22 protein-coding genes and 1 tRNA gene are annotated in these 25,395 nt (G+C 74.6%); 10 read left to right on the forward strand and 13 right to left on the reverse strand.

The annotated features are described in order from the left end of the window. Positions 1-48: 48 nt before the first annotated feature. Complete coding sequence (locus IF00_RS0129835) at positions 49-1,230, reverse strand: DUF2786 domain-containing protein (protein WP_209439810.1); 1,182 nt, start codon at positions 1,228-1,230, stop codon at positions 49-51. Next, the gene (locus IF00_RS0129840) at positions 1,227-1,616 is read right to left on the reverse strand and encodes a winged helix-turn-helix transcriptional regulator (RefSeq protein ID WP_030323364.1); all 390 of its coding nucleotides are present in this window, start codon (positions 1,614-1,616) and stop codon (positions 1,227-1,229) included. The genes IF00_RS0129835 and IF00_RS0129840 overlap by 4 nt, the downstream gene beginning before the upstream one ends. A gap of 83 nt (positions 1,617-1,699) precedes the next feature. Here IF00_RS0129840 and IF00_RS0129845 point away from each other — a divergent pair, with 83 nt between their 5' ends. From IF00_RS0129845 to IF00_RS0129855, 3 genes are all read left to right on the forward strand, one after another. Next, positions 1,700-2,518: an NAD(P)H-binding protein gene (locus tag IF00_RS0129845; protein ID WP_030323366.1), complete on the forward strand. Its 819-nt coding sequence runs from the start codon at positions 1,700-1,702 to the stop codon at positions 2,516-2,518. Between the two features lie 263 nt (positions 2,519-2,781). Continuing rightward, the gene (locus tag IF00_RS0129850; RefSeq protein WP_078944894.1) at positions 2,782-3,660 is read left to right on the forward strand and encodes an ABC transporter ATP-binding protein; all 879 of its coding nucleotides are present in this window, start codon (positions 2,782-2,784) and stop codon (positions 3,658-3,660) included. Continuing rightward, positions 3,654-5,768: an FtsX-like permease family protein gene (locus IF00_RS0129855; protein WP_030323373.1), complete on the forward strand. Its 2,115-nt coding sequence runs from the start codon at positions 3,654-3,656 to the stop codon at positions 5,766-5,768. The genes IF00_RS0129850 and IF00_RS0129855 overlap by 7 nt, the downstream gene beginning before the upstream one ends. 566 nt (positions 5,769-6,334) lie before the next feature. On the opposite strand, the gene IF00_RS0129860 is transcribed toward IF00_RS0129855, so the two are convergent. Both IF00_RS0129860 and IF00_RS0129865 read right to left on the reverse strand, forming a co-directional pair. Continuing rightward, positions 6,335-6,919: a GNAT family N-acetyltransferase gene (locus IF00_RS0129860; RefSeq protein ID WP_030323375.1), complete on the reverse strand. Its 585-nt coding sequence runs from the start codon at positions 6,917-6,919 to the stop codon at positions 6,335-6,337. Positions 6,920-7,031: 112 nt separating this feature from the next. After that, positions 7,032-7,973 (reverse strand): NADP-dependent oxidoreductase, encoded by a 942-nt coding sequence (locus IF00_RS0129865; RefSeq protein ID WP_030323377.1) that lies wholly within the window; start codon positions 7,971-7,973, stop codon positions 7,032-7,034. A 141-nt stretch (positions 7,974-8,114) separates the two neighbouring features. On the opposite strand from IF00_RS0129865, the gene IF00_RS0129870 reads away from it, so the two are divergent. Together IF00_RS0129870 and IF00_RS0129875 are read left to right on the forward strand one after the other, a co-directional pair. After that, positions 8,115-9,359: a helix-turn-helix transcriptional regulator gene (locus IF00_RS0129870; RefSeq protein WP_030323379.1), complete on the forward strand. Its 1,245-nt coding sequence runs from the start codon at positions 8,115-8,117 to the stop codon at positions 9,357-9,359. Between the two features lie 572 nt (positions 9,360-9,931). Beyond that, entirely contained in the window at positions 9,932-11,623 is a 1,692-nt protein-coding gene (locus tag IF00_RS0129875) for a bifunctional 3'-5' exonuclease/DNA polymerase (RefSeq protein ID WP_030323383.1), read from the forward strand. A gap of 64 nt (positions 11,624-11,687) precedes the next feature. Here IF00_RS0129875 and IF00_RS0129880 read toward each other — a convergent pair whose 3' ends face one another. Then, complete coding sequence (locus tag IF00_RS0129880; RefSeq protein ID WP_030323384.1) at positions 11,688-13,037, reverse strand: hypothetical protein; 1,350 nt, start codon at positions 13,035-13,037, stop codon at positions 11,688-11,690. An 81-nt stretch (positions 13,038-13,118) separates the two neighbouring features. Continuing rightward, positions 13,119-13,628 carry a SigE family RNA polymerase sigma factor gene (locus IF00_RS0129885; protein ID WP_030323386.1) on the reverse strand — a complete coding sequence of 170 codons (510 nt, stop codon included), beginning with the start codon at positions 13,626-13,628 and terminating at the stop codon, positions 13,119-13,121. 151 nt (positions 13,629-13,779) lie between these two features. Between IF00_RS0129885 and IF00_RS0129890 the strand changes: the two genes are divergently transcribed. After that, positions 13,780-14,160, forward strand: coding sequence for a DUF6479 family protein (locus IF00_RS0129890; protein ID WP_030323388.1), 381 nt, complete (start codon positions 13,780-13,782; stop codon positions 14,158-14,160). 30 nt (positions 14,161-14,190) lie between these two features. Next, positions 14,191-15,057, forward strand: a complete 867-nt coding sequence (locus IF00_RS0129895) for a sigma factor-like helix-turn-helix DNA-binding protein (protein ID WP_030323390.1) — start codon at positions 14,191-14,193, stop codon at positions 15,055-15,057. A 40-nt stretch (positions 15,058-15,097) separates the two neighbouring features. Here IF00_RS0129895 and IF00_RS0129900 read toward each other — a convergent pair whose 3' ends face one another. Further along, complete coding sequence (locus tag IF00_RS0129900; protein WP_051820677.1) at positions 15,098-15,793, reverse strand: pyridoxamine 5'-phosphate oxidase family protein; 696 nt, start codon at positions 15,791-15,793, stop codon at positions 15,098-15,100. 372 nt (positions 15,794-16,165) lie between these two features. Between IF00_RS0129900 and IF00_RS0129905 the strand changes: the two genes are divergently transcribed. Next, positions 16,166-16,513 carry a hypothetical protein gene (locus IF00_RS0129905; protein ID WP_030323393.1) on the forward strand — a complete coding sequence of 116 codons (348 nt, stop codon included), beginning with the start codon at positions 16,166-16,168 and terminating at the stop codon, positions 16,511-16,513. A 157-nt stretch (positions 16,514-16,670) separates the two neighbouring features. Here IF00_RS0129905 and IF00_RS0129910 read toward each other — a convergent pair. The 4 genes from IF00_RS0129910 to IF00_RS46235 form a co-directional block, all read right to left on the reverse strand. After that, a tRNA-Thr gene (locus IF00_RS0129910) sits at positions 16,671-16,744 on the reverse strand. Between the two features lie 85 nt (positions 16,745-16,829). Further along, positions 16,830-18,380 carry an alpha/beta hydrolase gene (locus IF00_RS0129915; protein ID WP_030323395.1) on the reverse strand — a complete coding sequence of 517 codons (1,551 nt, stop codon included), beginning with the start codon at positions 18,378-18,380 and terminating at the stop codon, positions 16,830-16,832. 164 nt (positions 18,381-18,544) lie between these two features. Beyond that, a complete protein-coding gene (locus IF00_RS0129920) occupies positions 18,545-19,747 on the reverse strand; it encodes a DNA polymerase III subunit delta' (protein WP_030323397.1) in 1,203 nt (400 codons plus the stop codon). A gap of 82 nt (positions 19,748-19,829) precedes the next feature. Then, positions 19,830-20,003: a hypothetical protein gene (locus IF00_RS46235; RefSeq protein ID WP_167346890.1), complete on the reverse strand. Its 174-nt coding sequence runs from the start codon at positions 20,001-20,003 to the stop codon at positions 19,830-19,832. A 177-nt stretch (positions 20,004-20,180) separates the two neighbouring features. On the opposite strand from IF00_RS46235, the gene IF00_RS0129930 reads away from it, so the two are divergent. Together IF00_RS0129930 and IF00_RS0129935 are read left to right on the forward strand one after the other, a co-directional pair. Further along, positions 20,181-21,386, forward strand: a complete 1,206-nt coding sequence (locus IF00_RS0129930; RefSeq protein ID WP_030323398.1) for a sensor histidine kinase — start codon at positions 20,181-20,183, stop codon at positions 21,384-21,386. Further along, a complete protein-coding gene (locus IF00_RS0129935; protein ID WP_030323399.1) occupies positions 21,374-22,018 on the forward strand; it encodes a response regulator in 645 nt (214 codons plus the stop codon). Before IF00_RS0129930 ends, IF00_RS0129935 begins: the two co-directional genes overlap by 13 nt. A 1-nt stretch (position 22,019) precedes the next feature. Here the strand turns inward: IF00_RS0129935 and IF00_RS0129940 are convergent, their stop codons facing one another. Continuing rightward, the gene (locus IF00_RS0129940; protein ID WP_030323400.1) at positions 22,020-24,440 is read right to left on the reverse strand and encodes an FtsX-like permease family protein; all 2,421 of its coding nucleotides are present in this window, start codon (positions 24,438-24,440) and stop codon (positions 22,020-22,022) included. Further along, positions 24,437-25,309 carry an ABC transporter ATP-binding protein gene (locus tag IF00_RS0129945; RefSeq protein ID WP_051820678.1) on the reverse strand — a complete coding sequence of 291 codons (873 nt, stop codon included), beginning with the start codon at positions 25,307-25,309 and terminating at the stop codon, positions 24,437-24,439. The genes IF00_RS0129940 and IF00_RS0129945 overlap by 4 nt, the downstream gene beginning before the upstream one ends. Positions 25,310-25,395: the final 86 nt, after the last annotated feature.

A 25,395-nucleotide genomic window follows, 5' to 3' on the forward strand; every position in this document is an offset into this window, starting at 1 on the left:
TCAGAACAGGACTTTTCCCCCACCCCGCCCTCCCCGAGACCCCGCCGCTCAGACCCGTCCCTCGCCCCTCCGCCCCTCGACCCCCCGACGCCCTGGCCCGAGACCCGCTCGGTCCGCCGCCGAGGCGCCGTGCGTCCAGCCCTCCTCGTCCCAGGCCGCACGCACGCGCGTGGCCCGGGTTTCCGGGAAGAGTTCGTCCGTGCGGGTGGTGACGGCCAGGTCCCGTGAGGCGAGGGCCGGGAGGAGGGTCGGCGCCTCGGACGCCACGCGGCGGGACGTCGCCGCGAGACGCGCGCCGAGCCGGTTCGCGTACGCCAGCAGGAACGACTGCCGGAACGACTTCGTGCGTTTGCGGCCCCCCGCCCGCTGCTCCGCCTCCGCCCGCGTCATCGCCGCCGTCCCCTGCACGAGCAGTGACGTGTAGAGCAGCTCCACCGGGTCGAGGTCCGCCTCGAAGCCGACCACCGTCGAGAAGCCGTACGTCTCGTTCCACACCGCCCGGCAGTGGTTCGCCGTGGCGACCGCGTCGAGCAGGATCGCCTTCGCCTGCTCGTAGGGCGGCTCCACCCCGATCCGGACCGCCCCGGGCGTCTCCGGCGACGGCGCCCCCGCCGCGAGCGTCGCCTCGTCCAGGCTGTGCCGCGCCATCAGTTCCTGCGCCTTGGCCGTGAGCGCCTCCGCCTCCTCCGGGTACCCCGTCGCCTCGGCCTTCGCGAGCAGTGCCCGGATCCGGGTCAGCATCCGCGGCTCCCCGGCCGTCGCCGGCGGCAGCGCCTCCCCCGGCACCGGGCCGACCGCGTCGAGCCGCGGCAGCCGCACCAGGAGTCGGTACAGCTCCAGGACCGTCGTCGCGTACGAGAAGCGGTCCGTCGGCCGGCCGGGCGACGCGTCCAGCTCGTCGAGCTGGGCCCGCCAGCGGTGCGGCAGCGTCTCGTAGCGGGCCGTCTCGGTCAGGACCAGGCCGGTCAGGACCCGGAGGTGCGCGTCGGAGAGGTCGCGGCGGGCGATGCGTACGAGGTCCGCGGGCTGCCAGCCCCGCCCCCACAGGGTCCGCACGAACTCCTCGCCGCGCCGGCTCAGTTCCGGGTCGGCGCCCCGGTCGGCGGCCAGCAGCGACGCCGCCGTGTCGAGGGAACCGTCGTCACTCGCGTACAGCGCCTCGAAGGCCCTGTCGACCGTGCTGCCGGTACCGCCGGTGTCGCTCGCCCTGCCGGTGCTGCTCGTGCTCACGCCGTCCTCGTGTCCCATGCCTCGCGCGACCGGGCGATCACCGAGCGGTGATCGAGCGACCAGTCGACGAGCTGCTTGATCAGGTGGGTCATGCTGTGCCCGGTCTCCGTCAGCGCGTACTCGACCTGCGGCGGCGTCGTCGGGTACACCGTCCGCGAGACGAGTCCGTCGCGTTCGAGGCGGCGCAGCGTCAGGGTCAGCATCCGCTGCGAGATCCCGGTGACGAGCCGCTGGAGTTCCCTGAACCGCCGTGGCCCCGCCGCGAGTTCGACGACCACGTGCACGGTCCACTTGTCGCCGAGCCGGTCCTGGACGTCCCGTACCCCGCAGTCCTCCGCGCAGCTCACCAAGGGTTCGGTGGTTACCTCCGTGTGCCCCTCGGACATCGATGTGCCTCCTTCCGCGATCTTCTCCGTCCCCCCACGATGGTCTCAGCCATCACGCCGTCACCACGGCCCCAGGGGGAAACATGCTGCTCGTCACCGGTGTCTCCGGCGCTCTCGGCTCGCTCGTCGCCGAACGGCTCGGCGGCCGCGAGGACGTCGTCCTCGGTACGCGCGCGGGGCTGCCCGGCACCCGCCGCCTCGACTTCGACGCGCCCGAGACGCTGCCGGATGCCTTCGCGGGGGTGGAGACGCTGCTGCTCGTCTCCGCCGGTTACGGGGAGGACGACACGGTCGTGGGCCGTCACGAGGCCGCGATATCGGCTGCGGAGGCGGCGGGCGTGCGCCATGTCGTCTACACCAGCCTCTCCGGCGACGGCGACCACCTCACGTACGCGCTCGCCCACCGCTGGACCGAACGGCGGCTGCGGCGCTCCGCCACACTCGACTGGACGATCCTCCGCAACGGCCTGTACGCGGAGTTCCTGACCTGGATCGCCACGCCCGACGCCGAGAACCGGATCACGGGCCCGCTGGGCGAGGGCCGCCTCGCCGCCGTCGCCCGCGCGGACCTCGCCGACATCGCCGTCGCGGTCGCGACGGACCCGGCCGCCCACCGGAACCGGGTGTACGAGCTCGTCGGCGAGCGCGCCCTCGGCGGCGCCGACCTGGCGGAGGCCCTGGGCGCCACGTACGCCCCCGGCACGCTCGCCGACGCGCGCGCCGCGATCGCCGCGTCCGGGGCGGTGCCGTTCCAGGTGCCGATGCTGGCGAGCACGTACTCGGCGATCGCCCACGGTTTCATGGACGGTACGGGGGTGGAGAGCGACCTGCGCACGCTGCTGGGCGGCCGCGAACCGCTCGACGCGCTCGATGTCTTCGTGAAGGCCGTACGACAGGGCTAGACCCGGCTCCGGGCGAGCCCGGGGCATGCGTATGGGGGCTCGGATACGGCGCCGGGCGCGAGGGGAGGCATGCGCACGAGAGGCTCGGATGCGGCTCGGGCGCGAGGGCGGACATGGGTACGAGGGGCTCGGATGCGACCCGGGCGCGAGGGCGGCCATGCGTACGAGGGACTCGGATGCGGCTCCGGGGTAGTACCAGGCATACCCCCTGAACGCCCGCCAGTGGTCGTGATCGGCGGCCGGGAGAACGGTTCGCTTGAGCCATGACCTCGACGCTCTCGAACACCCCCGCGGCCCCCTCCACCACGACCTCCACCACGGCCCCCACCACCGCCGTACGACTCCGCCGGCTCACCCGGCACCACCGGGACGTCCGCGCCCTCGACGGCGTCGACCTCGACTTCCGCGCCGGGACCTTCACCGCCGTCATGGGCCCCTCGGGCTCCGGCAAGTCCACGCTGCTCCAGTGCGCGGCCGGGCTCGACCGGCCCACCTCCGGGCAGGTGGAGGTCGGCGGGGTGGCCCTCGAAGGGCTGAGCGAGCGGCGGCTGACCCTGCTGCGGCGGGACCGGATCGGTTTCGTCTTCCAGTCCTTCAACCTGCTGCCCGCCCTCACGGCCGCGCAGAACGTCGCCCTGCCCCTCCGGCTCGCCGGCCGCCGCCCGTCCCGTACCGAGGTCCGGGAGGCGCTGGCCCGCGTCGGGCTCGCGGGGCGGGAGCGGCACAGGCCGGGAGAGTTGTCGGGCGGACAGCAACAACGGGTGGCGATCGCACGGGCGTTGATCACGCGGCCGGCTGTTCTCTTCGGCGACGAGCCGACCGGCGCGCTCGACTCGACGACGAGCCGTGAGGTGCTCGACATGCTGCGGGAGCTGGTCGACCGGGACGGTCAGACGATCGTCATGGTCACCCACGACCCGGTGGCGGCGGCCCGCGCGGACCGTGTGGTCTTCCTGGTCGACGGGCGGGTGGCGGGCGAGCTCCGGGCCCCGACGGTGACGGCGGTCGCGGAGCGGATGACCGCGCTGGAGCCGGTCGCACCGGTCGCGGAGCCGACGACCGCGCTGGAGACGGCCGCACCGGTCGCCGAGTCGGGTCCGGCCCGCCCCGCCGCCTCCCCCGCCGGGAGCGCCTCGTGCTGACCGTCGTCCTCTCCGGCCTCCGTGCCCGCTGGGCCTCCTTCCTCGGCGGGTTCCTCGCCCTCGCGCTCGGCGTGGGGCTGCTCGCCACCATGGGCCTCGGGCTGTCCGCGACCTTTCACGCGCCCGAGCGTTCTCCTCAGCGGTTCACCTCCTCGCCCGTCGTGGTGCAGGGTCAGGACCGGCTGACACTGGACGTACGGCGCGGACCCGAGACCGTTTCCGTGGCGCAGCGACTCGACCGTCCACAGCCTGTGGACAACAATCTGCTCCACGAGCTTGGGGCCCGCTGGGCGGTCACGTCCTCCGGTGGCCCCGACGCCGTCGGCGTCGACGCCCCCGCCGCCGAGGTCCGCGCCCTCGTCGGCGATCGTGCCCAGGTCCTCACCGGCGACGAACGGCGGCGCGCCGACCCCGGCCACGACCGGGACGCAGACGCGCTCGTCGGCGTCAACGCCCTCCTCGGCACCTCCGGCGGTGTCACCGCATTCGTCTCCGTCTTCGTCGTCGCCTCCACCTTCGCCTTCGCCGTCGCCTTGCGCCGCCGCGAGTTCGGGCTGCTCAGGACCGCCGGAGCCACCCCGGGTCAGATCCGCCGGCTCCTCCTCGCCGAGGCCGCGGCGCTCGGCGTCCTCGCCTCCGCCACCGGGTGCGCGCTCGGCGCGGCCGGCGCGCCGCTGCTCGCCCGGACCCTCGTCGACGGGGGCCTCGCGCCCGAGTGGTTCACGGTCGGCGGCCCGGCCTGGCCCTTCCACGCGGCGTTCTGGACGGGCGTGACGGTCGCCCTGGCCGGGGCGGTCGCCGCGTCCCGGCGGGCCGGGAAGGTCGGCCCGACGGCCGCTCTCCGCGAGGCGGACGTCGACACCGACACCCTGCCCCTCGGCCGGGCCCTGCTGGGTACGGGACTGCTTCTGGCCGGCCTGGGGCTCCTCGTCTGGACGTACGCCACGGACCCGTCCGCGCTGCTCAAGCGGAAGACGTACACGACCCTGCCGATGCTCCTGATCACCGGCATCGCCCTGCTCTCCCCGCTCCTGGTCCGGCCGACGGCACGGCTGCTGAGGCTGCGGGGAGCCGTGGGGACGCTGGTACGGGAGAACAGCGCCGCCTCCGTCCGCCGTACGGCCGCCGTCGCCGCCCCCGTCCTCGTGACCGTGGCGCTCGCCGGGACGCTCTTCGGCTCGGCGACGAGCGTCACGCGCGCGAAGGGCGCCGAGGGGCGCGAGCAGACGGCCGCGGAGTACGTCGTGACAGGCCAGGCCCTGGAGCCGGTGGCGGCGCCCGCAGGGGCCGTCGTCTCCCCCACGGGGCCGACCTCGGTCTTCGTACGGGACGGGGACGCGGCCGTCGTGAAGTACGGGGCGCGGGCGGTCGCCGATCCGGCGGCCTTCGCCGAGCTCGCCCGGCTGCCCGTGGTCGCCGGCGATCCGCGGGACCTCGACGACCGGTCGATCGTCGTCAACGAGGAGTTCGAGCGGCGCCGGGTGGGCGAGACCGTCGAGGTCTGGCGGGCGGACGGGACCGGTCCCGTACGGCTCCGGGTCGCGGCCGTCCTCGCCCTCGGGACCGGCGACAACGGCCCGTACGTCACCCGGGCGAACGCCCCCGGCTCCGTCCCGGACCGGATCGACGCACGCGGCGGCGGTACGGCCACGGTGCGGGCCCTGGAGGCGAGCGGCGGCACCGTCAGGACGGCCGACGCCTGGGCCGACGCCGAGCGCGCGCCGAGCGGCAGCCCGCAGGCCCGGCTCGGCATGGTCCTGGTCCTCGGCATCGCCCTCGTCTACACGGTGATCGGCCTCGCCAACACGCTGCTCATGGCGACCTCCGTACGCGGCGGGGAGCTGGCCTCGCTCCGGCTCGCCGGGGCCACCCGGGCCCAGATCCTGAGGGTGGTGACGGGCGAGGCGACCCTCGCCGTGGCGATCGGCGCCCTGCTCGGCCTCGTGGTGACCGCGCTGGTCCTCGGCACCCTGGGAGCGGGCCTCGCCGCCCTCTCCGCCCCGGTGGCCCTGGCCCTCCCGTGGGGCACGGTCGGCGCGGCGGCCGGCGTGTGCGCGGCGGTCGCGATCGCCGCGTCGGCCCTCCCCGCGTGGCGCCTGACGCGCTGAGCGGCGATGGTGGGACGGACGGGGCGGTGACCGGGGTCGGAGCCGGGTCCCCGCCCCGTCCACGCCCGTCCGGCCCCGTCCACGCCCGCACACCCGTACGAAACACCTTGCGGCGCGCTCCGGGGGACCGTGATCATCTTGTGCCGGGACAGCGGAAGCGGAAGAGACAGCGGCAGCGGGAGCTCGCGGACCTCTCGCGCGAATCGGACCGTTTCGGCCCGGACGCCGGGCAGGGGGAACTCCGCTACGCGACGCGGGACGAGTCGGAGTGGCAGGCGGAGCTCAAGCGGCTACGGACCGAGGAGCCCGGTCTCGACTGGGACGCGGTCCGGCTGGACATGCTCTGCGGGCGCTCGACGCACCCGACGACGTACCGGCTGAGCGTCTTCGTCCCCCATCAGGATCGTCAGGATCCCACCGCCGCGCCGCGCCCTGATCCGACGGAGCCGAAGGATCCGCGGGAACCAGGGCATTCGCAGGAACCGGGGCATCCGCAGCCAAAGCCCTGGACGGCACCGGAACCGGGACGCACCCCCGTGTCGCCCCGGCCCCGATGCCGGCCCGGCTCAGGCCCCGTTCTCCCCCGCCCCCGCCGACGCGGACTTCGCCGCCCTCCACTCCGGGGCGAGGACCGCCCAGACCTCCTCGTCGTGGCGCCGCCCCCGGTAGGGGTAGCTGCCCCTCAGGACGGCGTCCCTGCTCATGCCGAGGCGGCGGGCCACCGCGATGCTCGGCTCGTTGTCGGAGGACACCACCCACTCGACCCGGTGGATCCCGCGTACCTCGATCGCCCAGTCGATGAGCGTCCGGGCCGCTCTGGTCACCAGGCCCTTGCCGACGCCCGCCGGCTCCAGCCAGCAGCCCGCCTCGGCCCTGCCGCTCTTCGTGTCGAGCTGCCGGAGGATCACCGCGCCGACAAGGGTGCCGTCGGACCAGATGCCGTGGATACGGCCCGAGTCGCCGGCCGCCTTCTCCGCGTAGAGCCGGAGGAACGCCCGGCTGGACTCCAGGTCGGTGACCACGTCGGGAAGGCCGTTGCGCGCCCCGATGAACTCGCGTCCCCGGTCCATGTGCGCCAGGAACTCCTCCGCCTGCCACGGTTCGAGCGGGCGCAGCTCCGCGCCGTCGTCTCCCAGGGGTGTCGCGTACATCGTCGTCGCCTTCCAGGTCAGGACCGCCACGCGCGGCGGAGCGTCGCCTCACCCTCCCCCACCGCGCACCCGGAGTCACGGGAGTTACGGGGACCCACAGGAGTCAGGAGGGTTACGGGATCAGGACCAACTTCCCGCGCACGTGCCCCGATTCGCTGAGCTCCTGGGCCCGCGCCGCCTCCTTCAGGGGGAGCGTGTCGGCGAGCCGGACCGCTAGGGTCCCGGCCGCCGCCCCGCGCGCGTGGGCGGTGAGTCCGGCCCGCACGGCGTCGGGGTCGCCCAGGATCCCGGAGAACACGATCCCGTACTTCTCCGCGTCCACGTCCGCGATCGTCACGATCCGCTCCTTCGCGGCCTGCTCCCCGCCGGGCTCGCCCCCGCCGAGGAGCTCGATCGCGACCGGCAGCACCCCGTGCCCGGCCGCATCGAAGACCGCGTCGACGCCGTCCGGGGCGGCGGCCCGCACCCGGTCGCCCAGACCCTCCCCGTACGCCACCGGGATCGCGCCGAGTTCGCGCAGGTAGGCGTGGTTGGACTCGGACGCGCTGCCGACCACGGTGACCCCGGCGGCGACGGCGAGCTGCACGCCCACCGAGCCCACGACACCCGCCGCACCGTGCAGGAACAGCGTCTCGCCCGCCCGTACGCCGAGCAGGTCGAGGACCCTCTGCGCCGTCTCGCCGGCCACCGGGAGGCTCGCGGCGACCTCCCAGGACAGCCCGGCCGGCTTCGGCGCGACGATGCCGGCGATCGCGTACTCGGCGTAGGCGCCGGTCTTCGTCCAGCCGAGGACCTCGTCGCCGACCGCCAGACCGGTGACTCCCTCGCCCAGCCTGTCGACGGTGCCGGCGAACTCCAGGCCGGGAACGGCGGGGAAGGTCGTCGGGTAGAACTCCTCGACCCAGCCGTAACGGCGTTTCCAGTCCACCGGGTTGACCCCGACGGCCGCCACCTTGACGCGGACCTCGCCGGGCCCGGGCTCCGGTACGGCGACACCCGCCGCATGACGCAGCACCTCCGGACCGCCGAACTCCTCGTACACGATCGCTTCCATCTCAGCCTCCACAGCCGCCCGTTCACCTCGACGCGTCCCAGCCTGCGGCCACGGCCACCCCCTCCCCGCCCTCCCAACGGCCAGTCCCGCCTGGCCGAAAGACCGGCCGCTCCCCACCCCTCCCCACGTACGCTCCCTCGCATGGACGCGCAGACTCTGACCACCGCGTACGAGATCATCCGGCAGCCCCTCGGGGAGATCCTCCCCAAGGTCTCGGCCGCCCTCGCCCCGCTCGTCCCGCACGTGGACGCGGCCGAACTCTCCACCCACTGCGCCCACTCCCCCTTCAAGACCCTCGGCGGTACGGAGCTGCTCACCGCCTCCGAACTGGCCCCGCTGCTCGCGGCCGGCGTGCCCGGGAGCCCCTGGCAGGGCGTGGCGACGATCGGCGGCCGGGAGCGCGAGGTCGTCGCCGTCACCAGCCACGCGACCCGCCGCGGGGCGGTGCTCGTGCTCGTACGGGAGGACGGCGGCGCCCCGGCGGGCGAGGCCGAACTCGCCGTGGCGCAGGCGCTGTGGGACCTGGTGGCAGGCCACTTCGACCGGTTCGCGACGGAGGCCCTGCCGGGGGCGCTGGCCCGGTCGCGGGCGGCGGCCGACACCCGCGCACGGGTGATCGCGGAGCTGACCGCCACGCACTCCGCGGCCCTCTCCGGGGTCCTCGGGGTGCTGCGCAGCCGGGCCCTGGACGACCCGACGGCCCGGGCGACCGCGACCGACCTGGCCGCGTCGGCGCTCATCGAGATGCGGGCGGCGCAGCGGCGGGACCGGGCGCTCGCGGAGGAACCGGCCCAGGACGCCTTCGAGCGGCTCGCCGCCGAACTCCGGCCGATGCTGCGGCACAGCCAGGTCGAACTCGACCTGGGCGCGCCCGACTCGGACCGCTCGCTCGCGGCGGACGTGGCCCACAGCGCGCGGGCGATCGTCCGGTCCCTGCTCCTGATCGTGCTCGAACAGGACTCGGTGCACCGGATCCACGTCGGCTGGCAGCTGACCGAACACGAACTGCGGGCCTCGGTACGGGACGACGGTGCGGGCGCGCTCGCCCCCTGCGACCTGGGCGCGGGCACGATCAAGGACCGGCTCGACGTGCTCGGCGGCCGGCTCGACATGGACGCGGTGCCGGGCTGGGGCACGACGATCACGGCGGTGATCCCGCTGGCGGCTCCGGCCGCGCCGGTCGAGGCGGCACACCCGCTGACCGGCCTCGGCGAGCGGGAGGTGGAGGTCCTGCGACACCTGGCCCTCGGGCACCGCAACCGGCGGATCGCGGAGGAGCTGCACATCAGCGAGTCGACGGTGAAGTTCCACGTCGCCAACATCCTGAACAAGCTGGGCGTCGACTCCCGGGGGGAGGCGGCGGCCCTGTTCCACGCGGCGGCGTAGCCCCTCCGACACGGGTGGCGGTGCGGCGCGGGCGCGGCGCGGCGCGGGCGGGGTGGGGGCCGCCGTCCGGTGCGGGTGGGGTGGCGCGCGGTGCGGCGCGGGCCGCCGTCCGGCGCGGGCGGGGGGGGCGCGCGGACGCGTGCGGCGCGACGTCCCGCGAGCCCGCCGCCGTCTCCACGCGGGCGCGTGCCCCCGCCCCGGACCTCCGCCACCGCCGTTGTGGGCAGTCGTTCCGCTGGGGCGGAACGGGTGGGCACGACGGACGGCGCCCTTGCCGGGCCCAGGCTCCCCGCGCCTACGGCGCCCACGAGGCCCGGGCCCTTGTCCAGCGCGCCCCTCCGTGGACCGGGCCCAGGGGCCGGCTGAGCGCCGTGGTCGGGTTGTGCCCACCCGTTCCGGCCCCAGCGGAACAGTCGCCCACAACCAAGGGGCGGGGCGGGGGCATCCGCCCGCGGCGCGGAGAGGTGGGGCCCGAGCCAGGTGGGCCCGGGACTCCCGGGGCCCCAGGCGCCGAGGGCCGGGGGCGCGCCGGTTGCGGGGTGGTGTCAGTGCCGGGTGTCAGACTCGCACCCATGACCGAGCGGTGGGCACTCGCAGCCGAAGCCGAGGGGGACGGCGCACTGCTCGTCCCCCTCGCCCCGGACGGCCTGCCCGCCGGAGACGTGCTGCGCGAGCCGGACCTGGTCGGGGCCGTACGGGCCAGGCCCGAGGTCGCCCGCTGGGTGTGGCGGTCGACGGCCGAGGTGTACCCCCGCCTGCTGGCCGGCGGCGTACGGGTCGAGCGGTGCTACGACGTGGAGGACGCCGAGCAGCTGCTCCTGGGCCACGAGGGGCGGCTCGGCGAGCCCCGTTCCGCGGCGGCGGCCTGGGCGCGCCTGCGAAACGCCCCGGTGCCGCCCGATCCCCCGCAGCGGGGCGCCGAGCCCGGTTCTCAGGACTCGCTCTTCGAGCCGCGCCCCGTCGTCTCCGTCCCCTTCGACGGGTTCCTGGCGGTCTACGCGGAGCAGCTGCGCCGCCATGACCGGGCGGAGCACCCGGGCAGGATGCGGCTGCTCACGGCCGCCGAGTCGGCGGGGATGCTGGTGGCCGCCGAGATGCACCGGGCGGGCCTGCCGTGGCGGGCCGACGTGCACCGGGACCTGCTGCACGAGCTGCTCGGCGAGCGGTACGCGGGCGGAGGCGAGCCGCGCCGCCTCGCGGAGCTCGCGGACGAGGTGTCGGCGGCCTTCGGCCGCCGGGTCCGGCCGGACCTGCCCGCCGATGTCGTGAAGGCCTTCGCGCAGGCCGGGGTGCGGGTGAGGTCGACCCGCCGCTGGGAGCTGGAGGAGCTCGACCACCCTGCGGTGAAGCCGCTGATCGCGTACAAGAAGCTGTACCGGATCTGGACGGCGCACGGCTGGTCGTGGCTCCAGGACTGGGTGCGGGACGGCCGTTTCCGGCCGGAGTACCTGCCCGGGGGCACGGTCAGCGGACGCTGGACGACCAACGGCGGCGGGGCCCTGCAGATCCCGAAGGTGATCCGGCGCGCGGTGGTCGCGGACGAGGGCTGGCGCCTGGTCGTGGCCGACGCCGACCAGATGGAGCCGCGCGTGCTCGCCGCGATCTCCCGGGACCCGGGCCTGATGGAGGTCGCGGGGCACCCCGACGACCTCTACACCCGGCTCTCGGACCGGGCCTTCTCGGGCGACCGCGACCACGCCAAGATCGCGCTCCTGGGCGCGATCTACGGGCAGACCAGCGGCGACGGCCTGAAGAACCTGGCGGCGCTGCGGCGCCGCTTCCCGCGCGCGGTGGCCTATGTCGACGAGGCGGCGAAGGCGGGCGAGGAGGGCCGGCTCGTACGGACCTGGCTGGGCCGGACCAGCCCGCGGGCGGTGGGCTCGGGCGAGGCCGAGGAGGCGGGCCTGCCGCAGGAGGGCGGCGAACCGGCGGCGGAGGAGGCGGAGTTCACCCCCGGCTACGCCTCCGGGAACGCGCGGGCCCGGGGCCGGTTCACCCGTAACTTCGTGGTGCAGGGCAGCGCGGCCGACTGGGCGCTGCTGATGCTGGCGGCACTGCGGCGCGCGCTCTCCGGGATGCGGGCGGAGCTGGTGTTCTTCCAGCACGACGAGGTGATCGTGCACTGCCCCGCGGAGGAGGCGGAGGCGGTCACGGCGGCGATCCGGGCGGCGGGGGACGAGGCGGGCCGGATCGCGTTCGGGGACACGCCGGTGCGGTTCCCGTTCACGGTGGCCACGGTGGAGCGGTACGCGGACGCGAAGTAGCCGCAGGAACGGCGGAGGGCCCCGCACGCGTCGCACGCGTGCGGGGCCCCACCTGTCCGACGGGCTACGCCGCAGGCAGCGTCTGCCACCTCAGGCTCAGCGCGATCGTCTTCAGCTGCTGCATCGTCAGCGCGGGCTCGGCGCGGGTGGCCGCCTCGTGCTGGGTGCCGGCGTTGAAGGCGGACACGACGACCCGGAAGCCTTCCGGGGTGATGGTGTCGACGGTCCACCAGACGACGCCCTCGCCGCCCTTCTCGCCCGGCTGCTGCGTGATCTTGACCTTGCGGCCGTCGGGGAGCGTGCGGACGTCCCCGCTGCCGAAGAGTTCGCCGGCCACGTCCGACATGTTCGGCTGGACGTTGATCTGGACGAGGCTCTTCCCCTTGCCGTCGTCGACGACCACGTAGGCGTACTCGCCGTCGCCGCCCTTGTCGGCGACCTTCAGGCCCTCGGGCAGGAGGGAACGCAGGGTGGACTGGACGACGGCACCGTCCGGCTCCACGTGCCGCCGGGGCTCGTCACGGCCGCCCCCGCCGCCACCACTGCCCTGGCCGTTCTCGCCGCCACCACCGCCCTGACCGCCCTCCCCGCCGGACATGTCCACGTTCGCGGGCAGCCGCGCGGCCAGCGGGCCCCAGTCGGGGGCCGTGACGAGCGCCTTGAGCTGGGCGGGGGTGAAGGGCGGGTTCTCCCGGCTGATCGGAGCGCCCTTCTCCGCGGCGGCGTTGTACTCGCTGACGTCGATCAGGAAGCCGTCCCGGGTGAGCAGGACCGCACGCCACTGCTTGGTCTCCTCGCGCTTGTCGGGGTACTCGTACCCCTGGAGGATCATGAGCCGGGAGCCGCCCGTCAGGCGCTCCTCGATGCAGTCGTCGTAGGGGATGGCGACCTTGTCCGGGCAGACCACCTGGTCCTCGCCCGCCTCGCCGGTGCCCGCACGGAAGAGGCCGACGCTGACACCGGCCTTGCCGTTCCCGTCGTCGAAGACGCCGGTGACGGACTGGCCCGTGCCGTCGAGGCCGTCGAACTTCCAGGTCCCCGCCGGGGTGTTGGCCTTGAGGACGGCTGCGAGGTCCTTGACGAGGATCGTCGCCTCGCCCGGCCGCTGCTTCCCGGGAACGGGGTCGACGGTGGCGGTGGGCTTGGGCGGCGCCGCCACGGAGGTGGTCGTCGCGTCCGCGGCGGGTGACAGCAGCGAGCCTCCGTACACACCGCCGATGCCGACGGCGGCGAGCGCGAGGACGCCGCCGGTCATCGCGAGGCGACGGCGGACGAGGCGCCGCTTGCCGCGCTGCAGCCCGCCCTCGACCAGCTCGCGCCGGTCGTCGGCGGCGAAGCCGTCGCCGGTGCGGCGCAGCATCGCTCCGAGCTCGTCCTCGAACCCTTCGCGCCGGGGGCCTTCGTTCTGAGGCATGTCGAATTCACCGTCTCCGGTCAGTGGATGAAGAAGCGTGGAAGAGGAGGGAGGAAGTTCCGCGGGCTCGGCCGCCCGCGGTCAGCGCGCGGCGAACTCGGCGATGCTGCCGCCGAGTCGGTCGCGCAGCTTCGCGAGGGCGCGTACGGAGCGGGTGCGTACCGCGGCGGAACTGACGTGCAGGGCGTCGGCGGTCTCGTCGATGCTGCGGTCCTCCCAGTACCGCAGCACCACGACGGCCCGGTCCTTCGGGGCGAGCCCGGCAAGCGCGTCGAGCAGCGCGATCCGCAGCACCGGGTCCTCGCCGTTGTCGGGGGCGCGGTCGGGGAGCTCGCCGAGGGGGCGCTCGGTGGCCGAGCGGCGCCTCTGGTGGCTGAGGAACGTGCGGACGAGCACGGTCTGGGCGTACGCCGCGGGGTTCCCGATCCGGGCCATCCGGCCCCACAGGGCGTACATCCGGCCGAGCGTCTCCTGGGTGAGGTCCTCGGCGAGGTGGATGTCCCCACTGGTCAGCAGGCACGCCGAGCGGAACAGCGGGCCTGTGCGTGCGGCGGCGAACTCCAGGAACTCGTCCGCGCGGGACTTTCTCATGCCGCTCCTTTCCCTCGCGGTCACGTGGTGTGGTCGCCGTACACCTCATTGACGCGACGGGGCGGCGCAAATGTTTCAGCGTCTTCCAGGGAATCTGCAGGCGTCTTCGCCGAGTGCGTCCAAAAGGGCAGAAAAGGGGTAACCCTGGAGTATGAACACTCTCAGCGCAGCCCAGACCCTGGCCGCGGGAGTCTGGCAATCAGGCCTCGGCCAGGTGCTCGGCGGTCTCGTCCTCGTGGCCGTACTGATCGCCGCCTTCTGGCTGGGCACCCGGGTCCGCAACCGCGAATCCAACCCGCCCAAGCCCGAGGACCAGCCCCACCGGCCGGATGACGGCAGCCTGCCGGGCGAGGCGTCCGGGTATCGCAGGCCGACCGAGATGCCGCAGACGGACGGCGAGCACCGGCTCATGCCCTACCAGCTCAAGGACGGCTCGGAGGCGTCGCCCGACCCGCCGACCGAGGAGAAGCGCAAGTGGGGCGGGATCTCCAGCGGAGGCTTCGGCAGCGGAGGCACGGGACACGGCGACTGAACCCTTCCTGCCCGACGGAGGCCACGCCCCGTGGATGAGAACGCTGTCCCCGCAACGCTCCCGGGAGCCGTCCCCACCGCTCCCTTCGAGGAACACCGGCCGCACCTGCGAGCCGTCGCGTACCGCCTCCTCGGCACCTTCGAGGAGGCGGACGAGGCGGTGGAGGACGTACGGAGGGCCTGGCCTGCCCGGCGCCCTCCGATCGCCCCCGGCCCGGTCCCGGCCCCGTACGACCCCACGGAGGCCGTCGCCCGCGCCTGCCTGGACCGGCTCCGGTCCCGCGAGACGCACCGCGAGCACCCCTGGGACCCGTGGGACCCCTGGGCCTCGGGCATGCCGAACCATCGCGACGACCCCGCGGAACCGCTCCCGCCGACGGCCCTCGACACACTGACACCACCGGAACGGCTCGCGTTCGTCCTGCACGACGAGTTCTCCGTCCCGTACGAAAGGATCGCCCCGATCGTGGAACGCACCCCGGCCGCCACCCGCCAGCTCGCCGGCCGGGCCCGTTACCGGCTGCGGGAGGCCGAGGAGATGCCGGAGCCGGACCTGCCGCGCCAGCGGGAGGTCGTCGCTGCCTTCCTGGCGGCCGCGCGGGGCGGCGACGCCGCCGCGCACGACCTCCTCGACCCCGACGTGGTGCTGCGGGCCGACGCCACGGCCGAACGGGCCGGGATGACGACCGTGCACGGCCCCGGGGCGGTCGCCGAGGCGATCGCCCGTCAGGTGAGCACGGCCCGGAAGGCCCTGGTGGACGGGGCGGCGGGGCTGGCCTGGCCTGCGGAGGGCGACCCGCGGCTCGTGTTCGCCTTCACCGTCCTGGAGAACCGGATCACGGCGATCGACGCCCTGTCGGACGCGGACCACCTCGGCCGCCTGAAGCTCCAGCTCTGAGAGCCCCGGTGCCCGTCGCGGGCCCGGTTCGCTCCCCGGCTCACTCCCCGAGGACACGCCCCGCACGGGATGCCACATGGGCGGGCGGTACGACCTCGGCGGGCAGCACGGGATCGGTGACCGGCTCGCCGAAGGTGGTCACCACGGGCAGCACCCCGGCCCACAGTCCGAGCGCCGCGTCCTCGGAATCACCGTCGTCGGGCGGCCCGCTGCGGGTCTTCACGGAGGCCTCGGTGAGGTCGAGCGCGAGCACGGAGGTCGCGGCGAGTTCCTTGCGACTGGGCTGCCGTACGTACTCCCACTGCCCCGGGGAGCTCTGCTCGGTGAGCGCCCGCAGGCCACGCAGCTTCTCCTCCGGGTCGGTCACGACGCGCGGAACGCCGTAGACCATCGCGCAGCGGTAGTTCACCCCGTGCTCGAAGACGGAACGGGCCAGGACCAGCCCGTCGACGTGGGTGACGGTGACACAGACGGTGGTGTCGGGTGCCTGGACGAGGCTGCGGCTGGCGACGGACCCGTGCAGGTACAGCTGGTCGCCCTCGACGCCGTACGCGGTGGGCACCACCATCGTCGTCCCGTCGACGGGGACGCCGAGATGACAGAGGAACCCGGCCGCGAGCACGGCGTCCAGATCGGCCCGCCGATGACTGCCCTTCTCGCGCATCCGCCGCAACCGGGTCCGCTCGGTGACGGCCAACGCCTCGCCCCCGCCGATCGTGTCCGTGTCGCCGCTCATACTTCCCCCAGGTTCCTCGTCCGACGCAGAAGATCTTCCGGAGTTGTACGACCTCCGGCCCCCGCCCCGCCACCGCCGCCCACCTGTCGGAACGGAAGTCCACGGCGTCGCTGAGGTTGCCACCGACGGCGATTCCCGTGTTCTCCCAGGTCAGAGGTGACCGCTAGAGTCGGGCCATGGGGGATCGGACTCGTGTGAGGCACTGCAGGCAGTGCCGTCGGCCGCTCGACGAGCGCAGCCGGCGGCGGCGCCCGAAGCGGTTCTGCAGCCGTCGGCACCGCCTCAGGTACTGGGTGGAGGAGACCTTGGACGCCGTCCTGAGCTGACGGCTCGCCCCCCGCTCACAGCACGGCGTGGAAACGAGGGGGAAGAATGGAACGGGTCACCGAGGAACAGGTCGCGCAGCTGAACCGGTTCGTGCGGGCACGCATCGCCGACGCGGCCTCACTGCAGGACGAGGCCCGCCCTGTGGTCATGGCTCTCGGCATCGTCGCGCAACGGCAGTGGGCGGCGGTGCACTTCCACCGCACCTCTTCACCAGCACAGCGGGCGAAGACCGAGCTGCACGCCGTCGCCTCGTGGAACCTTCTGGTCTCGCTCGCGGAAGTCTGGCGGGACCATCCCGATTTCCCCGCCGACGCCGCCATCGAGACATTCGAGTTCGACAGCGAGACGCCCCTCTCACCCGTCGACACCCACCCGACGGACGTGCCCGGGTAGCCGCGGGGGGAGCCCATGCCGGGTGCGGAGGGGGATCCGGTACCCGGCGACCGCCCGCACTCCGGACAGCCCCCGGCGACCCGCGCGCGGCCCCGCCATCGCATCCGGCACATGAAAAAGCCCCAGGTCACGGCGAGTGAGTCCTGGGGCTGATCCGAGCCGCCTTCGGGATTCGAACCCGAGACCTACGCATTACGAGTGCGTTGCTCTGGCCAACTGAGCTAAGGCGGCGCGCCGTCCGCACCCATGGTGGGTGCCGCGGCGACGCCAAGTCTACACAGTTTCCGGGAGTGCTCCGACCACCCCCGGAGAGGGCCTATGAGCAGCGCTTTCCGTCGGCGGGAGGGGTGCCGTCGAGGAGGTAGGTGTTGATCGCCGTGTCGATGCAGTCGCTGCCCCGGCCGTACGCGGTGTGGCCGTCGCCCTCGTAGGTGAGGAGGGTGCCGGAGGAGAGCTGACCGGCCAGGGACTGGGCCCACTTGTACGGGGTGGCCGGGTCGCGGGTGGTGCCGACGACCAGGATCGGGGCGGCGCCCTCGGCGGTGATCCGGTGCGGGCCGCCGGTGGGCGGGGTCGGCCAGGAGGTGCAGTTGAGGGCCGCCCAGGCGAGGCCCCTGCCGAAGACCGGGGAGGCCTTCTCGAAGGACGGGACGGCCTTCGAGACGTCGGCGGGGCCCGCGTAGGCGGCCGGCAGGTCGAGGCAGTTCACGGCCGCGTTGGCGAACATCAGGTTGGCGTAGGTGCCGTCCGCCTCCCGCTCGTAGTAGCTGTCGGCCAGCGCCAGGAGGCCCGAGCCCTCGCCGCCGATCGCCTGGGTGAGGGCCTCCCGCAGCTGGGGCCAGGCGCCCTCGTCGTACATCGCCGCGATCACCCCGGTGGTGGCGAGGGACTCGCCGAGCGCCCGGCTCTCGCCGGTGGGCACGGGCTCGGCGTCCACGTCGCGGAAGAACTTCTTCAGCGCCGCGCCTGCCGCGTCGACCGACGCCGTGCCCAGCGGGCAGTCCGGCTTGGTCACACAGTCCGCGGCGAAGGCCCGGAAGGAGGTCTCGAAGCCGGCGGTCTGGTCGCGGTTCAGGTCGATCGCCGGCAGCGACGGGTCCATCGCCCCGTCGAGGACGAGGCGGCCGACCCGGTCCGGGAACAGCTCGGCGTACGTGGCGCCGAGGAACGTGCCGTACGAGGCCCCCACATAGCTGAGCTTCTCGTCGCCGAGCACCGCCCGCAGGATGTCCATGTCACGGGCCGTCTCGACCGTGGAGACGTGCGGCAGGATCGCCCGCGACTCCTTCGCGCAGCCCGCCGAGAAGTCCTTGAAGGCGGCGCTCAGCGCGTTGACCTCCGCGGGGTCGTCGGGGGTCTGGTCGACCTGCGTGAACGTGTCCATCTGGGGGCCCGTCAGACACTCGACCGGCTCACTGCGCGCGACTCCGCGCGGGTCGACGGCCACCATGTCGTAGCGGGCGCGGACGGGTGCGGGGTAGCCGACACCCGCGTACCCCTGGAGGTAGCCGACGGCGGAGCCGCCGGGGCCGCCCGGGTTGACCAGGAGCGAACCGAGCCGCTTGCCGGGGCCGGTCGCCAGGACCCGCGAGACCGCCAGGTCGATCTGCTCCCCGTCCGGCTTCGCGTAGTCCAGCGGGGCCCGCAGGGTCGCGCACTGGAAGCCCGTGACACCGCAGTCGCGCCACGTCAGCTTCTGCCCGTAGAACGTCTTCAGCGCCCCGGGCGAGGAGGAGGGCGAGGCCTGCCGGGCCGCCGCCGTGGTGCGGGACGCCGCCGCGTCGCTTCCGCCCGAGCAGCCGGAGAGGATCAGTCCGGCGGCCGCGAGGGCCGTGGCGGACGTACGGAGCAAGCGCCTGGAGTCCATTCCCGGAGCGTATCCGGAGCGGTACGCACCGTGTCCAATCGGACTCCGGCTCCCGCCCCTCCGACCGGCCCCGCGCCGCCGCGACACCCCTGGGGGGTGTCTTGTCGATCGGGCCGGATCAGGCACCGGAAGCCGCGAGCCCGGCCTGATCGGCAAGACGCCCCCTAGTCCCGCAGCGCCAACGTCATCGCCTCCAGGGCGAGCAGCGGCGCCACCTGCCGGTCGAGGGCCTCGCGGCAGGCAAGGACCGCCTCGATGCGGCGGAGGGTGCGCTCGGGCGTGGTGTCGTGGGCGATCCGCTCGATCGCGTCCCGCACGTCCGTGTTGGCGAGGGCCGTGCGCGAGCGCAGCTGGAGCGCGAGGACATCGCGGTAGAAGCCGGTCAGTTCGGTGAGCGCGAGGTCCAGGCTGTCGATCTGCGTGCGCTTCTTGCGCCGCTTCTGGTCGGCTTCCAGGTCCTTCATCACCCCGGCGGTGCCCCGCGGCAGCCGCCCGCCGGGGCCCACGCCGAGAGCCGCCTTCAGCTCCTCCGTCTCGCGGGTGTCGGCCTCCTCCGCGACCTGGTTCGCGTCCTCGGTCGCCGTGTCGATCAGCTCCTGGGCGGCCTTCAGGCAACCGCCGACGTCGTGGACCCGCAGGGGCACCTTGAGGACGGCTGCCCTGCGCGCACGGGCCCGCTCGTCGGTGGCGAGCCGCCGGGCCCGGTCGATGTGCCCCTGGGTGGCCCGAGCGGCGGCGTGGGCCGTCTCCGGTTCGATGCCGTCACGCCGTACGAGCACGTCGGCGACCGCGTCCACCGGGGGTGTCCGGAGGTTCAGGTGGCGGCACCGGGACCGGATCGTGGGCAGCACGTCCTCGATCGAGGGGGCGCAGAGCAGCCAGACGGTGCGGGGAGCGGGCTCCTCCACCGCCTTCAGGACGGCGTTGGCCGACTTCTCGTTCAACCGCTCGGCGTCTGCCACCAGGATGACCTGCCAGCGGCCGTTCGCGGGCGCCGTGTACGACTTGCGCACGGTGTCACGCATGTCCTCGACCCTGACCACGGCACCGACGGCGGTGACCGTGGTGATGTCGGCGTGGGTGCCGACGAGTGCCGTGTGGCAGCCGGTGCAGAACCCGCAGCCCGGCGCCCCGCCGAGCGCCCGGTCGGGGCTCACGCACTGCAGCGCGGCGGCGAACGCCCGCGCGGCGGTCTCCACCCCGGACCCCGGCGGGCCGGTGAAGAGCCAGGCGTGGGTCATCTTCGAGGCCTCGGGATCGGGCTCTCCGTCGGCATGGGCGGTCACGAGCGCGTCGGCGTCCCGCGCGGCCGCGGCGAGCTGCTCCTCGACCTTCGCCTGTCCGACCAGGTCGTCCCATACGGCCATGTCTGCCCCTCCTCAGGTACGCCCTCCATTGTGGGGCAGTCCTCTGACATCCCCCGCCGGGCGGAGAGGCCGTACGTCCGGTTCAGGCCTCGGTGCGGGGGCGGGTGAGCCAGAGACCGACGGCGGAACCGAGCAGGGCCACACCGGTGCACACACTGGCGGCGATCTGGGTGCCGCCGGTCCAGCCGGCGAAGGTGTTGACGTAGGCGTTGCCGAGGACGCTCGCGGTGAGCAGCAGCCAGAGCAGGAAACGCATGGTGATCTCCGTGGGTCAGGAGGTGGGGAGGGTGGTCCGGTCTTCGTCGGACCGGCCGGCGAAGCATGATTCGATCCTGGTCTGCCCGGCGCCCCGGCACAGCGGTGCCCGCCCCCGGACCGATGGTGGTGCCTGCTCCACCGCACCCCTGGGGTCCGCCCGCATAACCTGGCGGGTATGCGCGACGCGATCAAGGAATCCGGCCGGGCGTCGCTCCATCTCCTGAGCGGCGCCGCGATCGCGATCCTCTGCTACCTGATGGCCGGCGTAGCCCTCTTCACGGCCTTCCTCACCGTCACCGTCATCGGCGCGGGGGTGCTCCCCGAGAGCGTGCTGCTGCTGCGGCGCCTGGCGGGCTGGGAGCGGCGGCGGACCGCCGCCTGGACCGGAACGCCCGTCCCGGAGGCGTATCTGCCGCTCGAAGGCCCCCTCCCCGCGCGCGTGCGGACCGCCGTCGCCGATCCGGGCACGGGGCGGGACCTGATCTGGGCGGCCGCGCAGCTGCTCTACGGGCTGGGGGTCTGGTTCGCCTCGCTGGTGCTGTGGGCGCCCGCGCTGCTGGTCGACGGCGTGGTGACCGGACTCGCGGGGCGGCGGCCGTTGGCGCTGCCGCTGATCGGACGGCTCGCGGACCTGGGGGCCGAGTGGTCGCGCGCGCTGCTCACGCCCACCCCCTCGGCCGCGCGGGCCGCCGCGCTCGCCGCCCGTGTCGAGGAGCTCACCGCCACCCGGGCGGGCGCGATCGCCGCGCACGGCGCCGAGCTGCGCCGGATCGAACGCGATCTGCACGACGGCACGCAGGCCCGTCTCGTGGCCCTGTCCATGCGGATCGGCCTGGCCAAGCGGGTGTACGACTCCGATCCCGTGACCGCGCGGAAGCTTCTCGACGACGCGCAGACGCAGGCCGAGGAGGCACTGGCCGAGCTGCGGCACGTGGTGCGCGGGATCCATCCGCCGATCCTCACCGACCGGGGCCTGACCGGGGCCGTACGGGCGCTCGCCGCGAGCAGCGGCCTGGAGGTGGAGGTGTCCGTGACGGGCCTGGCCGACCACTCCCCCGGCGACCGGCCGGAGCGGCCCGACGCCCCTCGCGCGCCGGCGGCCGTCGAGGCGGCCGCCTACTTCGTGGTCGCCGAGGCCCTCACGAACGCCGCCAAGCACAGCGGCGCCACCCGCGCCTCCGTCGCCCTCACCCGCGAACCGACCGCTCTCCGCGCGCGCGTGGCGGACGAGGGCCGGGGCGGAGCCGAGGCCGGCGAGAGCGGCGGCTCCGGGCTCGTCGGCATGCGCCGCCGGGTCGCCGCGCTCGACGGCACCGTACGACTGACCAGCCCCGAAGGGGGCCCGACCGTGATCGAAGTGGAGCTTCCGTGCGTGTGGTGATCGCCGAGGACAACGCCCTCCTGCGGGAGGGTCTCGTGCTGCTGCTGACCTCGTCCGGCCATGAGGTCGCCGGGGTCGCGGCCACCGGCCCCGAGGTCCTGCCGCTGCTCCTCGAGCACCGCCCGGACGTGGCCGTCCTCGACGTACGGATGCCGCCGGGCTTCCGCGACGAGGGGCTGCGGGCGGCGCTCGCGGCCCGCGAGCAGCTGCCGGACCTTCCGGTGCTGGTGCTCTCCCAGTACGTGGAGGAGACGTACGCCGCCGAGCTCCTGGGCGGCGGCGCGCGGGGCGTCGGTTATCTCCTGAAGGACCGGGTGGGCCGGGTGGACGAGTTCCTGGACGCCCTGGAGCGGGTCGCCGCCGGTGGTACGGCCCTGGACCCGGAGGTCGTCACCGAGCTGCTCTCCCGCCGCCGCGACGATCCGCTGGACTCCCTCACGCCCCGGGAGCGCGAGGTCCTCGAACTGATGGCGCAGGGGCACGACAACGGCACGATCGCCCGCTCGATGGTGGTCACCGAGCGGGCCGTGCACAAGCACATCGGCAATGTCTTCCTCAAGCTCGGCCTGCCGCCGAGCGACAGCGGCGGCCACCGCCGGGTCCTCGCCGTCCTCGCCTACCTCGACGCCTGAGTCAGGCCCGCTGTCGCCGCGAGGGCAGGAACACCCCCGCCACCACGGTGACCACCACCGTGCCGGCGATCAGCGCCGCCTGCTCGGGCGGCAGGTACGGCAGCCCGCCCGTGAGCGCCCAGGCGAAGGCGGTCAGCGGCAGCGCGGCCACCACGACGCCGAGGAGCAGGCCGGTGGCGGTCAGGAACCCCGCCTCCAGGCCGAGCATCCGTCGCAGCTGACCGGCCGACGCGCCCACCTGGCCGAGGAGGTGGAGTTCGCCGCGCCGTCCCGCGCCGATCAGGGTGAGGGTGCTGAGGACGGAGAGGAGGGTGAGGCCGCCGATCGCGGAGACGATCACGGCCGAGACGATGCCGTTGAGTTCGGCGCCCGGCGGACTCACCTGTTCGGGCTGCACGGGGGAACCCGCGGTCGCCCCGGCCGTGGACGCCAGCACGCGCACGGGATACGGATCGCTCATGTGCGGGGCCAGTTCGGCCTTCGGCAGCAGGAACTCGCCGAGCGCGAGCGAGCGTTCGTACACCGCCACCACCCGAAGCCGTTCCGGTGTGCCGTCCCCGAGCCGCAGTTCCACCGTCGAACCGGGCCGTACGTCCAGCGAGTCGGCCATGTCCGCGCCGACCGCGACCGTGCCCGTGCGGGCGAGTCCTGCCAGGTCACCCGCGACGACCCCGGGGTCGAGCGTGCCCGCCAGGCCCGCCGCGTCCACGCCGAGCACCGGAAGCCGGTCGAGGCGCGGCGCACCGGCCTCCGTGCGGGCCAGGACGACGGACGAACGCAGCACGTCCGTGGCCGCGTCGACCCCCGGCAGCTGCCGAACCCGCTCCGCCGTCGTGCCGGTGAGCGCGAGGTCCGCGGTCGTCGCCGCCCGCGCCTGCTCGTCGGCGGCCCGACCCATCGTCGTGCCCGCCGAGAGCTGCACGAGCGCGAAGGCGGTGACGAGGACGACCGGTACGAGCGCCGCCCCGAGGCGCCGCGAGTGGGCGTTCGCACCGGCGGCGGTGAGCCGTCCGGGCGCGCCGCCGAGCCGGCGGAACGGCAGGTCCAGGACCTTCATCGCGGCCCCGGCGATCCAGGGGCCGAGCACCGCGCACCCGGCGACCAGCGTCACCGTCGCCGCTCCGGCGGCGGCGCCGGCGGCCTCGCCGCCCTGGGCCGTGGCGGTGACGGCCGACGCCACACCCAGCAGGATCAGCCCGATCCCGACGACCCGCCGCACGCCACCCTTCCCGGGGCGTCCGGGCCGCCGGGCGGCGAAGAGGACGACGAGCCGGGTGATCCCCACGACCACGGCGGCGATCACGAGTGAGGCGGCGAACAGCCAGGGCGGGGAGGGGAGTTCGAGGCCCTCGGGGACGACGCCGGTACGGTCGCGCAGCGCCGACCACAGCCCGAGGAACACCGGTACGGCCGCGACCGCGCCGCACAGTGCCGCGAGTCCCGCCACCCGGGTCACCTCCCGGCCGGCCGAAGCCCGTATCTGACGGGCCGTCGCACCGACCGAGAGCAGCAACTCCCGCTCCCCGGAGCGCTGCTGGAGCGCCTGTGCGACGAGCGAGGCGAGCACGAGTACGGCCACGAGCACGACGGTCCCGGAGACGGCCGCGAGGAGCTGGAGGAGCTCCATGCGCGCGGGCGCCGCGGCGAGGTGCTCGGGACCGCCCCGGCCGTCGCCGGTGAGTGCCCGGAGCGGCTGCCCCGAAGCGGTGTCCTTGAGTCCGGCCGCGTCCAGAGCCGCCCGCACGCGCGCGTGGAGGGTGTCCACGGGTACGCCGGGTTCGGCGAGCACGCCGACGGCGTCGACGGAGCCCGGGTGCCCGGCGAGCTTCCGCGCCTCCGCCGCCGTGACGTACAGCGCGGCGGGCCCGTCGGCGAGGCCGACGACCTTCCGCCCGGCGACGGTGTCCCCGACCCGCGCCCCGGCACCGGAGCCCATGACGGCCTCTCCGGCGCCGCGCGGCTCGCGCCCGTCGGCCAGACGGTACGGGGCCAGCCGAGCCGCCTCCCAGGACCGTCCGGGGTACGTCTTCGGTTCCGCGCCGGCGCCCGTTCCCGGCTCCCGTACGACGAAGGTGTGGTCCGGCACCGCGGCCCGGACCCCCGGGACCGCCCGCACCACGTCGACGGTCGCGCTCGGGATCCGTACCCGCTCGGTCAGACCGGCCGACTGGGTCTGCGTCTCGCTCCCCCAGGGCTTCGTCGTCCAGCGGACTTCCTGGTCACCGGCGACGACGACGGGCGCGGCCGCGTACCGCTCCACGCGCGCGTGGCCGAGACCCGCCGAGCCTGCGGCGAGGGCCAGGGCGCCGAGCAGCACGGAGGTGACGGCGACGGCGGCGAACACGGCCGCCCACGCCTTCCGGTGCGCCCGAAGGGAGCGGGTGGCGAGCAGCCGGACCGCCGGGTTCACGAGCGGCTTCACCTGGACACCGCCATCCGGCGGTACGGCCGGCCGGCGTGAGCGTCCGACGCGTACGCGCCCGCCCCGTGGGCACCCGTCGAGTGCCCGCCCGCCGGGTGCGCGCCCGGAAGGTGCGCGCCCAGCATCTCGCGTACCCCCGACTCGTCCGGACGGTCGAGCCGCCCGGCGAGCCTGCCCCGGTCGAGGAACACGGCCTCGTCCGTCCAGGCGGCGGCCACCGGGTCGTGGGTGACGAGGACGACGGTGGTCCCCCGCTCGTCGACCGCGCGCCGCAGCAGGGCGAGGACGCCGGCCGCCGTGACCGGGTCGAGGGCGGCGGTCGGCTCGTCGGCGAAGACGACCTCCGGGTCGTTGACCAGGGCGCGGGCGATGGCCACCCGCTGGCGCTGGCCGCCGGACAGGTTCTCCGGCCTGTCGCCGGCCCGGTCCGCGAGGCCGACGGCCGCGAGACCGGCGAGGGCGCGGGCGTCGAGCTCCCGGCCCTCCCGGGCTCCTGCGAGGAGCAGCGGCAGGGTGACGTTCTCCCGCACGTCGAGGGCGGAGACGAGGTTCAGCGACTGGAAGACGAAGCCGATCCGGTCGCGGCGGAGCCGGGTGAGACCGGCCGCCTTCAGCGTGGCGAGGTCGGTGCCCCCGATCCGTACCGTTCCGGTCGTCGGCCGTTCGAGTCCCGCGGCGCACCGCAGCAGGGTGGACTTGCCGGAACCCGAGGGGCCCATCACCGCCACGAACCGGCCGCGCGGCACGGCCAGACTCACCCCGTCGAGCGCGGGCGCCCCCCGCCCGTACGTCCGGCCCACCCCGTCGAGGGCGAGGGCCGCATCCAGGGCGCGGGGGGCACCGCTCTCCGTCACTGCAGTCGTCGTCATACCGACAACGTTAGAAAACAGCAGGTCAGAGCGGCATGGTGCTGCCTTCCCAGTGGAGGGTGGAGCTAGCACCACCCCCCAGCCGG

Source organism: Streptomyces flavochromogenes, from assembly GCF_000717595.1.
Lineage (GTDB): Bacteria > Actinomycetota > Actinomycetes > Streptomycetales > Streptomycetaceae > Streptomyces > Streptomyces flavochromogenes.

Coding starts and splice junctions, on each gene's coding strand:
- IF00_RS0129840 (WP_030323364.1), bottom strand. CDS start 1,616: ATGTCCGAGGGGCACACGGAGGTAACCACCGAACCCTTGGTGAGCTGC.
- IF00_RS0129845 (WP_030323366.1), top strand. CDS start 1,700: ATGCTGCTCGTCACCGGTGTCTCCGGCGCTCTCGGCTCGCTCGTCGCC.
- IF00_RS0129850 (WP_078944894.1), top strand. CDS start 2,782: ATGACCTCGACGCTCTCGAACACCCCCGCGGCCCCCTCCACCACGACC.
- IF00_RS0129860 (WP_030323375.1), bottom strand. CDS start 6,919: ATGTACGCGACACCCCTGGGAGACGACGGCGCGGAGCTGCGCCCGCTC.
- IF00_RS0129865 (WP_030323377.1), bottom strand. CDS start 7,973: ATGGAAGCGATCGTGTACGAGGAGTTCGGCGGTCCGGAGGTGCTGCGT.
- IF00_RS0129870 (WP_030323379.1), top strand. CDS start 8,115: ATGGACGCGCAGACTCTGACCACCGCGTACGAGATCATCCGGCAGCCC.
- IF00_RS0129875 (WP_030323383.1), top strand. CDS start 9,932: ATGACCGAGCGGTGGGCACTCGCAGCCGAAGCCGAGGGGGACGGCGCA.
- IF00_RS0129880 (WP_030323384.1), bottom strand. CDS start 13,037: ATGCCTCAGAACGAAGGCCCCCGGCGCGAAGGGTTCGAGGACGAGCTC.
- IF00_RS0129885 (WP_030323386.1), bottom strand. CDS start 13,628: ATGAGAAAGTCCCGCGCGGACGAGTTCCTGGAGTTCGCCGCCGCACGC.
- IF00_RS0129890 (WP_030323388.1), top strand. CDS start 13,780: ATGAACACTCTCAGCGCAGCCCAGACCCTGGCCGCGGGAGTCTGGCAA.
- IF00_RS0129900 (WP_051820677.1), bottom strand. CDS start 15,793: ATGAGCGGCGACACGGACACGATCGGCGGGGGCGAGGCGTTGGCCGTC.
- IF00_RS0129905 (WP_030323393.1), top strand. CDS start 16,166: ATGGAACGGGTCACCGAGGAACAGGTCGCGCAGCTGAACCGGTTCGTG.
- IF00_RS0129915 (WP_030323395.1), bottom strand. CDS start 18,380: ATGGACTCCAGGCGCTTGCTCCGTACGTCCGCCACGGCCCTCGCGGCC.
- IF00_RS0129920 (WP_030323397.1), bottom strand. CDS start 19,747: ATGGCCGTATGGGACGACCTGGTCGGACAGGCGAAGGTCGAGGAGCAG.
- IF00_RS46235 (WP_167346890.1), bottom strand. CDS start 20,003: ATGCGTTTCCTGCTCTGGCTGCTGCTCACCGCGAGCGTCCTCGGCAAC.
- IF00_RS0129930 (WP_030323398.1), top strand. CDS start 20,181: ATGCGCGACGCGATCAAGGAATCCGGCCGGGCGTCGCTCCATCTCCTG.
- IF00_RS0129945 (WP_051820678.1), bottom strand. CDS start 25,309: ATGACGACGACTGCAGTGACGGAGAGCGGTGCCCCCCGCGCCCTGGAT.